Below are 10,242 nucleotides of genomic sequence, written 5' to 3'. Positions count from 1 at the left end.
GGTCGCCGCAACGGACCATCCATGGTCCGGTGCGGCTAACTCGGCATCCTTGCCGAGTTCCCCCGGATCAGCGCCAGGGCTCAGCCGTCACTTACGTCGCAATCTGCGTTGCCAGTACCATCGCGATCGAAAAGCATTCTATGGCAGTGGTTGAAGGCCAGGCATGACATCGTGCCGCAGCTGCCATGTGACGTGGCATGTCATGCGCTGCATGCAAACGCGTAGGCCCGAGCGCCCAGAAGCTAAAAATTCAGCACGGACCTCTTACTGCACTTTCCCTCTCAGCGCTTTCACCTCTTCGCGCACATCCACCGGCGTCGCGATATCGGCGGGTATGGGCGCACCCGCCACCAGCACTACGCGTGACCATAGACGGCGGAACAGGGTCTTGCTCGGGTCACGGCTGAAGAAGCTGCCCCACAGGCCTTGCAGTGCCAGCGGAATGACCGGCACCGGGGTTTCCTCGATGATGCGGCTCATGCCGTTCTTGAAGCCATTGATCTCACCGTCGGTGGTCAGCTTGCCTTCAGGGAAGATGCACACCAGCTCGCCTTCCGCGAGGTACTGGGCAATGCGCTTGAACGATTGCTCGTAGATTTGCATGTCTTCGTTGCGCCCGGCAATCGGGATGGTCCCGGCGGTGCGGAAGATGAAGTTGAGCACCGGCAGCTGGTAGATCTTGTAATACATCACAAACCGGATCGGTCGCCGCACCGCACCGGCAATCAGCAATGCATCGACAAAGGACACATGGTTGCAGACCAGCAGTGCCGCGCCCTCGTCAGGTATCCGGTTCAAATCCCGGTGCTCGACGCGGTACATGGAATGGCCCAGCAGCCAGATCATGAAGCGCATGGTGAACTCGGGGACGATCTTGAAGATGTAGATATTCACGGCGATGTTCATCAGCGATATCGCCAGAAACAGCTGCGGAATCGACAGTTTGGCGAAGCTCAGCAACAGGATCGAAACAATCGCCGAAACCACCATGAACAGCGCGTTGAGAATGTTGTTGGCGGCGATGACCCGTGAGCGCTCTTTCACCGGCGTACGGGACTGGATCAGTGCATACAGCGGCACGATGTAGAAGCCACCGAACACGCCGATGCCCAGAATGTCGAACAGCACCAGCCAGCCCTGCCCGTAGGAAAGGACCGCCAGCCAGTCGTTGGCCTGCACGTTCTGCGGGAAACCACCGGAATGCCACCACAGCAACAGACCAAAGATTGTCAGGCCCATCGAGCCGAACGGCACCAGCCCGATCTCGACTTTATGCCCGGACAACCGCTCGCACAGCAGCGAGCCCAGCGCGATACCGACAGAGAACACCGTCAGGATCAGCGTGACGACTGTTTCGTCACCGTACATCCACTCCTTGGCGTAAGCAGGAATCTGCGTCAGGTAGATCGCACCGACAAACCAGAACCAGGAGTTGCCGACAATCGAACGCGAAACGGCGGGCGTTTGCCCCAGCCCCATGCGCAGGGTTGCCCAGGACTGGGTGAAAATGTTCCAGTTGAGCTTCATTTCCGGCGAAGCGGCAGCGGCGCTCGGAATACCGAAACTGGCCACAAACCCAAGACACGCCACCAGCACAATCGCCGCCGAGACTATCCAGCCGTAGTGCGAGGAGGACATCATCACCCCAGCACTGATGGTGCCGGCAAGGATCGCCAGAAAAGTCCCCATCTCGACCAGCGCGTTGCCGCCGACCAGCTCAGTCTCGCGCAGGTGCTGCGGCAGAATCGAATACTTGACCGGCCCGAACAGCGCAGAGTGCGTGCCCATTGCGAACAGGGCTGCCAGCATCAACTCCAGATGATTGAACAGAAAGCCCGCAGCCCCGACCGCCATGATGACGATCTCTCCGAACTTGATGATGCGGATCAGCTTGTCCTTGGGGTACTTCTCGCCGAACTGCCCGGCCAGCGCCGAGAACAGAAAGAACGGCAGGATGAACAGCAAAGCGCACAGATTGACGTAGATCGAGCGATCACCATCAATGCTCAGCTTGTAAAGAATGGCGAGAATCAACGACTGCTTGAAGATATTGTCATTGAACGCCCCGAGGGACTGCGTGATAAAAAAAGGCAGGAAACGACGTTTCCCGAGCAAGCTGAATTGTGACTGTTGGCTCATCGTCCGTGGTCCTGAGAGGCTGGGGCGAACTGACGCAACCGCCAATCCGAGGCACATTGAAGACGTAACGACAGCGAATGTCGATAGGACATTTCTTTTTACACACTACGCCGCACTGTTCTTCTTTGCAGACGCCGTTGACAAGACCGCTGCGACACCCCGCCACGCTCGACCTTGGTCGACAAAGACGAACCGTGTGCATCGTGCGAGACTGCGCGCTATTGATACGGTGTGGAATTCGATATGTCGCTGTCCAGCGGGCTGATTGCGGCCGTTGCCTTGTCCTATATGGCCATCATGTTCGCCATCGCTTTCTACGGCGACCGCTACAGCGCATCGCTGCGCCCGGCCATGCGCGCCTGGGTGTACAGCCTGTCACTGGCGGTCTATTGCACCAGCTGGACGTTTTTCGGCGCAGTAGGTCAGGCCGCCGAACAGTTGTGGTCGTTCCTGCCGATTTATCTGGGGCCGATCGTGCTGATGGTGCTGGCGCCCTGGGTGCTGCAGAAAATGGTGCTGATCAGCAAGCAGGAAAACATCACCTCCATTGCCGACTTCATCGCGGCGCGCTATGGCAAGTCCCAGTCACTGGCGGTAATGGTGGCGCTGATCTGCCTGATCGGCATGCTGCCGTACATAGCCCTGCAGCTGAAAGGCATCGTGCTGGGCGTGAATATTTTGATCGGTGCGGTGGCGGACTCCACCGGCACCCGCGCCCAGGATACGGCGCTGGTGGTGTCGCTGATTCTGGCGCTGTTCACCATCGTCTTCGGTGCGCGCAACCTGGACGTCACCGAACATCACCGCGGCATGGTTCTGGCCATCGCCTTTGAAGCGCTGGTCAAGCTGTTCGCGTTCATGGCGGTCGGCGTGTTCGTGACGTTCGGTCTGTATGACGGCTTCGATGATCTGTTCAATCAGGCCAAACTCGCGCCGCGCCTTGAAGAATACTGGCAAGACACGATCAACTGGCCGTCGATGATCGTGCAGACCGGCGTGGCAATGATGGCCATTGTCTGCCTGCCGCGACAGTTTCACGTCACGGTGGTCGAAAACATCGAGCCTCAGGACCTGAACCTGGCGAAGTGGGTGTTCCCTGCCTACCTGGCGCTGGCGGCATTGTTCGTGGTGCCGATCGCGCTGGCCGGGCAAATGTTGCTGCCCGCCTCCATGTTGCCTGACTCATTCGTGATCAGCCTGCCGCTGGCCCATGCTCATCCGTCACTGGCGCTGCTGGCCTTTATCGGCGGCGCTTCGGCGGCAACCGGTATGGTGATTGTGGCCTGCGTGGCGCTGTCGACAATGATTTCCAACGACATGCTGCTGCCGTGGCTGCTGCGCCGCAAGAACACCGAACGGCCGTTTGAAGCGTTTCGTTACTGGATGCTCTCGGTAAGGCACATCAGCATTGTGATGATCCTGCTGCTGGCCTATGTCAGTTACCGGATGCTGGGCTCGACCGCGAGCCTGGCCACCATCGGCCAGATCGCCTTTGCCGCGATCACTCAACTGGCACCGGCCATGTTCGGCGCGCTGTACTGGAAGCAGGCCAATCGTCGGGGCGTGTTTGCGGGGCTGGCGGCAGGGATATTCATCTGGTTCTACACCCTCGTGCTGCCGGTGGCCGCGCATGGCATGGGCTGGTCGCTGAGCACTTTTCCGCTGCTGGAATGGCTGCACAGCAACCCGTTCGACTTGCCCATTTCGCCCATGACGCAAGGCGTGGTGCTGTCGATGGCCGGCAACTGCACACTGTTCGCCTGGGTGTCGATGTTGTCGCGCACCCGCGTTTCCGAGCACTGGCAGGCGGGCCGCTTCATCGGTCAGGAAACCCAGGGCCGTGACTACAGCCGCCCGCTACTGTCGGTGCAGATCGAAGACCTGCTGAGCCTTTCGGCACGCTTCGTCGGTGAAGACCGGGCACGTCAGAGCTTTATTCGCTTCGCCTACCGACAGGGCAAAGGCTTCAACCCAAGTCTCAATGCTGACGGCGAATGGATCGCGCACACCGAACGCCTGCTGGCGGGCGTACTGGGCACCTCGTCAACCCGCGCAGTGGTCAAAGCGGCCATCGAAGGCCGTGACATGCAACTTGAGGACGTGGTGCGCATCGCCGATGAGGCCTCCGAAGTCCTGCAATTCAACCGCGCATTGCTGCAAGGCGCCATCGAAAACATTACCCAGGGCATCAGTGTGGTCGATCAGTCGCTGCGGCTGGTGGCCTGGAACCGTCGTTATCTGGAACTGTTCAATTACCCCGAAGGCCTGATCAGCGTTGGCCGGCCGATTGCCGACATCATTCGCTATAACGCCGAGCGCGGGCTGTGCGGGCCTGGGGAGGCGGAAGTTCATGTGGCGCGACGCCTGCACTGGATGCGCCAGGGCCGTGCTCACACCTCGGAGCGCCTGTTCCCCAATGGTCAGGTAATCGAGCTGATCGGCAACCCGATGCCGGGCGGCGGCTTTGTCATGAGTTTCACCGACATTACCGAGTTCCGTGCAGCGGAGCAGGCGCTCAAAGGCGTCAACGAGAGCCTTGAACAGCGCGTGGCAGCCCGTACCCACGAGTTGTCGCAGCTTAATCAGGCGCTGACCGAAGCGAAGGGCACTGCCGAAGCGGCCAATGAATCGAAAACCCGCTTTCTGGCAGCGGTCAGCCATGACCTGATGCAGCCGCTGAATGCGGCACGGCTGTTTTCCGCTGCGCTGTCGCATCAGCAGGACGACATTTCCAGTGAAGCGCAGCAATTGGTTAAGCACCTGGACAGCTCGCTGCGTTCTGCCGAGGACCTGATCAGCGACCTGCTGGATATATCCCGCCTGGAAAACGGCAAGATCACTCCGAATTGCCAGCCATTTGCGCTCAACGCGCTATATGACACGCTGGGTGCCGAGTTCAAGGCGCTGGCTCAGGAACAGGGTTTGAAATTCCGCGTGCGGGGCAGTTCGCTACGCATCGACAGTGACATCAAGCTGCTGCGCAGGATTCTGCAGAACTTCCTCACCAACGCATTCCGCTACGCCAAAGGGCCGATTCTGCTGGGCGTCAGGCGTTGCGGCGACAGCCTGAGCCTTGAAGTCTGGGACCGTGGGCCGGGGATTCCCGAAGACAAGCGCAAGGTGATATTCGAGGAGTTCAAACGCCTCGACAGCCACAAGACCCACGCGGCCAAGGGGCTGGGCCTGGGGCTGGCGATTGCTGATGGCTTGTGCCGCATTCTCGAGCACCCGTTGCAGGTGCGCTCGTGGACCGGCAAAGGCAGCGTGTTCAGCGTGCGGGTGCCGCTGGCCGCCGCGCAGGCACCGATGCTGGCACTGCAGACCGAAGTCAGCCGCCCCGCACTGAACGGTACGCAAGTGCTGTGCATCGACAATGAAGACAGCATCCTGATCGGCATGAACAGCCTGCTGTCACGCTGGGGCTGCCAGGTCTGGACCGCTCGCAATCGCCAAGAGTGCGAAGCGCTGCTGAACAATGGCGTACGACCGCAGATTGCACTGGTGGATTACCACCTCGATGAGGGTGAAACCGGTACAGAACTGATGGCCTGGCTACGAACCCGTCTGGGTCAGCCAGTGCCGGGCGTGCTGATCAGCGCCGACGGCAGGCCGGAGCTGATTGCTCAGGTGCATGCCGCAGGGCTCGATTATCTGCCCAAACCGGTCAAGCCAGCAGCGCTGCGAGCCTTGTTGAGTCGGCATGTGAATCTGGATTGAGAAAGGGCTGACGGTTGTTCGCCGTGACAGCGAACAATCGGATCAAAGCTGCTGCTTAACCAAACAACCAGTAACCCAGCAATGTCAGCACCACCACGGCCAGCACCGGCCTCAAAACGCGGTAAGCCTTGGGGTTGGCGCGCTTGAACTGTTTGACCTTGCCGCTGAAACCATCGCTGAAACGCTTGCTGAACGCATACGCTTGGTTGATCCCGCCGACACGCTCGTCATCCAGATTCTGCGGTGCCGTCGCACGCCCCAGAAACGCGCTGACGCTGCGGTTTATCCGGGTCATGAAGCGGTTGGTGAGCGGACGTTCGATGTCGCAGAACAGAATCACCCGGGTCTGGGTGGTTTCATTCTTGACCCAGTGCACGTAGGTCTCATCGAACATGACGTCCTCACCGTCGCGCCAGGCGTACTCCTTGCCATCGACAAAGATCCGGCAGGCATCGGAGTTCGGGGTAGACAGGCCCAAGTGATAACGCAGGGAGCCGGCAAACGGATCGCGGTGCGGGTTGAGGTGGCTATCGCCTGGCAACAGGGCAAACATTGCGCCCTTCACATTGGGAATGCTGTTGACCAGCTGGACGGTCTTCGGGCACAGCGCTTCGGCAGACGGCAGTGCCTTGTCATACCATTTCAGGTAGAAACGCTTCCAGCCCTTCTTGAAGAACGAACCAAAACCGGCGTCGTTGTTTTTTTCGGCCGCACGAATATAGCCTTCGTCGAACAGGTGCATGGCTTCGTCGCGGATGGCTTCCCAGTTGTCCTTGAGGATATCCAGCTCAGGAAACTTGCTGCGGTCCAGATACGGCTCGGACGGTACGCGGGAAAACAGATACATCAGGGCGTTGTAAGGCGCGAACAATGCCGAGTGATTGACGAACTGCCGCAACAGGGGCAAACGAGCCCGACCGCGCAAGTGAACGTACAGCGTGCTGCCGAGGAACAGCATCAGGATCGATGCCTTGGCAACAAATGAAAAGGTCATGAAGCTCTCCTTGAAGCAGGCAGATAACGCCAAACATCACGCGGGCAGTATTGATGCAGGATTCTGAATAAGGGGCCACAAGCGCCGGGCGAACAGAGAGAATCGTCCAGCGTCTGGCAAGGTGGCCATCATAAACCCTTGCGCTGCCCGCATGAAGTACACAGGTGCGAAGATGTGTTACTGCGACAGCTCCTGGTCAGTGAAAAGATCGCTGAACAGCATGCTCGACAGGTAACGCTCGCCGGAGTCAGGGAGAATAACGACGATAGTCTTGCCCTGCATTTCCGGCTTTTCAGCCAGACGAACGGCCGCCGCCATTGCCGCGCCACAGGATATCCCGCACAGGATGCCCTCTTCCTGCATCAAGCGCCTGGCCATTGCCTTGGACTCGTCGTCGGTGACGCGCTCTACCCGATCAACAATCGACAGGTCGAGGTTTTTCGGAATGAAGCCCGCGCCGATGCCCTGAATCTTGTGCGGAGCAGGCGTGATCTCTTCACCAGCCATGGCCTGAGTGATGATCGGCGAACTGTCGGGCTCTACGGCGACCGACAGGATCGGCTTGCCCGCTGTGTGCTTGATATATCGGGAAATACCGGTGATAGTCCCGCCCGTCCCCACGCCGGCTACCAGCACGTCGATGGTGCCGTCGGTGTCAGCCCAGATTTCGGGGCCGGTAGTTTTCTCGTGGATGGCCGGGTTGGCCGGGTTGTCGAATTGGGCAGGCATGAAAAATGTCTCGGGATCGCCAGCCAGCAACTCTTCTGCCTTGGCAATCGCGCCTTTCATCCCCTTGGCCGGCTCGGTCAACACCAATTCGGCCCCCAGCGCCTTGAGCACCTTGCGACGTTCTATGCTCATGGAAGCGGGCATGGTCAACATCAGTTTGTAACCGCGAGCGGCGGCAACGAATGCCAGGCCGATCCCGGTGTTGCCCGAGGTCGGTTCGACAATGGTCATGCCTGGCTTGAGCCTGCCGCTGCTTTCAGCGTCCCAGATCATGTTGGCGCCGATCCGGCACTTGACGGAATAGCCCGGATTACGCCCTTCGATCTTGGCCAGAATGGTGACACCGCGCGGCGCGATACGGTTGATCTGCACCAGCGGTGTGTTCCCGATGGAATGGGCGTTATCAGCGTAGATACGGCTCATGAGGGTGTCCTTGTGCACATCGGTTAAAGAACCAAAGCCTATGCCGCCAGCCTTTGGGCGTCCAGTCTGACCGAACGGATGCCCGCGCGTGCAGTCAATCCTTTCATTGAAACAGGAGACTCGTGTCATGAAACGTCGCTACAGCTGGCCGCTATGGACGCTGGCCGCTCTGGTCGTGCTGCTGATCGCTATCAATATCGCCCTGCCCTACGTGGTACGCGACTATCTCAACGACAAGCTGGCAGACATGGGCGAGTACCGGGGCGAGGTGACCGACGTGGATCTGGCGCTATGGCGAGGCGCCTACCGGATCAAGGGCCTGAAAATCGTCAAGACCGACGGCAAGGTTCCGGTGCCGTTATTCGACGCGCCGATGATCGAGCTGGCCGTCAGCTGGCATTCGCTCTGGTATGACCATGCCGTAGTGGCAAAGGCGCTGTTCACCAACCCACAAATCAACTTTGTCGACGGTGGTAACAACAAACAGGCCTCGCAGACTGGTCAGGGCACTGACTGGCGTACCCAGATGAACAAGCTGTTGCCCATTACCCTCAACGAACTGCGGATCGACAATGGGCGCATCACCTTCAACAATTTCAACTCCACGCCCAAGGTAAAAATCGAGGCGGATCAGGTCAATGCCAGCTTTTATAACCTGACCAATGTGGTGGACGTCGAGGGCAACCGCGATGCCGAGTTCAAAGGCAAAGCGCGCTTGCTGGGCCATGCCGATCTGGAAAGCACAGCCAGATTCGACCCGTTCAGCAATTTCGAGGACTTTGACTTCCGCCTTCGGGCTACCGGCATTCAGCTCAAGAAGCTCAATGACTTCTCTTCGGCCTATGCCAAATTCGATTTCAACGCCGGTGACGGCGACCTTGTGATCGAAGCGCAAGCCAACAAAGGCCAGCTCAGCGGCTACATAAAGCCACTGCTGCGCAATGTCGATGTGTTCAATTGGCAGCAGGATGTGCAAAACAAGGACAAAGGCGTCTTCCGCTCGATCTGGGAAGCGCTGGTCGGCACCAGTGAAACCGTGCTGAAAAACCAGCGCGAAAACCAGTTCGCCACCCGAGTCGACCTGAGCGGCAGCGTCCACCAGCAGGACATCAGCGGCTTCCAGGCGTTTTTGCAGATTCTGCGCAATGCGTTCGTGCAGGCGTTCAATGCGCGGTATGAAAGCAGCAAGGGGAGGTAATGGTTTTCTCAAGCGCGCCGACTGATGAAAACCCACTTGTTTTCATCGGGGCGGCGTTGACTTAACTGCAGGAAACCAACGTATCCGCGCCTATCTGGATGTCCAGTTCAGGCCATTCGACGCTCCAGCCGTCGTCGCCCAACTGTGCCTGGGCGAAAGCGCCATCGGCCATCAGTGGACGCAGACCGGGTAACGTCTGCACATCGTCGCTCATGTCGAAGATGTACTGTTGATCATCTATAAAGGTCAACGCCAGCCGGTGGCCGGCCAATGCTTGAACATCCTTGAGGCGGGGGCGTTTCATCGGCTCCATGCGTCCTCCAATCAACGTGACGCGAACAGTATCGCCAAATTGCCATACCAGAAGCAGCGTTACAATTTTTACCCGGTCACAGCGTGACGCACCATTCAAGAACTGAACAAGTGGAAGGTGGCAAACCCAATAAACATAGGGGCTGCGACGGCTTTTGGGGCGTCCGCCCGCACAGTGCGCCCGCACCGTGTGTCACACTCAGAACAGCTAGAAATTCCCTCCTTTGACCTGAACTGAACATTGCTTGCGAGCGGTGCACAGGGGTAGGGGTTACGGGCGCGCTCACACGACCTGGATAACCTCCAGCGCGTGCTTGATAGAGCATGTACTCAGTCTGCTTGCGGTTCTGCCCGTGTGGTGTTGCTGTAGTCGAACTCGGTACCTACCGATGCCCAACCACCGTTGTTTGTTCTGAGAGTCATACAGCCACCTCGCAGGAGCACGGGAAGCGCCCTTGATTGCAGTCACAGAACCTCTCCGTGCTGTAGTCGGGCCCAGCGGGTGGTTCGCCACCTGGCAGCGCAACCCAGACGGTCACACACGGTACAAGGTTCATGCACACCTGCTTATTCGCAGGTGAGTAATGCACGCCAACCCAAAAGCTGGCGAGTCTGAACAGGATGCCCATTTTCATGGCAGCTCCTCGGTTATTGATAGGAGTAATAGGTACGTAGTACCTTATGAGTTTGGGGTGTTTTAGCCGTATCGCCCGATACGATTTTCGATACG

At 58.7% G+C, this 10,242-nt stretch carries 5 protein-coding genes and 1 pseudogene; 2 read left to right on the top strand and 4 right to left on the bottom strand.

Going from position 1 to position 10,242, the window contains the following annotated elements; genetic code table 11:
- Positions 1-264: 264 nt before the first annotated feature.
- Entirely contained in the window at positions 265-2,139 is a 1,875-nt protein-coding gene (locus DW49_RS0116480) for an MFS transporter (protein WP_024420210.1), read from the bottom strand.
- A 243-nt stretch (positions 2,140-2,382) separates the two neighbouring features.
- Here DW49_RS0116480 and DW49_RS0116475 point away from each other — a divergent pair, with 243 nt between their 5' ends.
- Positions 2,383-5,856 carry a hybrid sensor histidine kinase/response regulator gene (locus DW49_RS0116475; RefSeq protein ID WP_005619813.1) on the top strand — a complete coding sequence of 1,158 codons (3,474 nt, stop codon included), beginning with the start codon at positions 2,383-2,385 and terminating at the stop codon, positions 5,854-5,856.
- Positions 5,857-5,911: 55 nt separating this feature from the next.
- Here the strand turns inward: DW49_RS0116475 and DW49_RS0116470 are convergent, their stop codons facing one another.
- Together DW49_RS0116470 and cysK are read right to left on the bottom strand one after the other, a co-directional pair.
- Complete coding sequence (locus tag DW49_RS0116470; RefSeq protein WP_005619814.1) at positions 5,912-6,850, bottom strand: aspartyl/asparaginyl beta-hydroxylase domain-containing protein; 939 nt, start codon at positions 6,848-6,850, stop codon at positions 5,912-5,914.
- A 177-nt stretch (positions 6,851-7,027) separates the two neighbouring features.
- Positions 7,028-8,002: a cysteine synthase A gene (cysK, locus tag DW49_RS0116465; protein WP_005619816.1), complete on the bottom strand. Its 975-nt coding sequence runs from the start codon at positions 8,000-8,002 to the stop codon at positions 7,028-7,030.
- A 127-nt stretch (positions 8,003-8,129) separates the two neighbouring features.
- On the opposite strand from cysK, the gene DW49_RS0116460 reads away from it, so the two are divergent.
- Complete coding sequence (locus DW49_RS0116460; protein WP_005619817.1) at positions 8,130-9,200, top strand: DUF748 domain-containing protein; 1,071 nt, start codon at positions 8,130-8,132, stop codon at positions 9,198-9,200.
- An 11-nt stretch (positions 9,201-9,211) separates the two neighbouring features.
- On the opposite strand, the pseudogene DW49_RS01000000128470 reads toward DW49_RS0116460, so the two are convergent.
- Positions 9,212-9,504: pseudogene (locus DW49_RS01000000128470) on the bottom strand (DUF2442 domain-containing protein); the annotation flags it as partial.
- Positions 9,505-10,242: the final 738 nt, after the last annotated feature.

The sequence above is a fragment of the Pseudomonas avellanae BPIC 631 genome, from assembly GCF_000444135.1.
Taxonomy (GTDB): Bacteria; Pseudomonadota; Gammaproteobacteria; order Pseudomonadales; family Pseudomonadaceae; genus Aquipseudomonas; species Aquipseudomonas avellanae.
The sequence above is the reverse complement of the archived record's forward strand: the minus strand, read 5'-3'. Positions and strand labels throughout refer to the sequence as shown.

What these genes read in the sequence shown, in the direction of transcription:
- DW49_RS0116460 (WP_005619817.1), top strand. Translation starts at nt 8,130, where the DNA reads ATGAAACGTCGCTACAGCTGGCCGCTATGGACGCTGGCCGCTCTGGTC.
- cysK (WP_005619816.1), bottom strand. Translation starts at nt 8,002, where the DNA reads ATGAGCCGTATCTACGCTGATAACGCCCATTCCATCGGGAACACACCG.
- DW49_RS0116475 (WP_005619813.1), top strand. Translation starts at nt 2,383, where the DNA reads ATGTCGCTGTCCAGCGGGCTGATTGCGGCCGTTGCCTTGTCCTATATG.
- DW49_RS0116470 (WP_005619814.1), bottom strand. Translation starts at nt 6,850, where the DNA reads ATGACCTTTTCATTTGTTGCCAAGGCATCGATCCTGATGCTGTTCCTC.
- DW49_RS0116480 (WP_024420210.1), bottom strand. Translation starts at nt 2,139, where the DNA reads ATGAGCCAACAGTCACAATTCAGCTTGCTCGGGAAACGTCGTTTCCTG.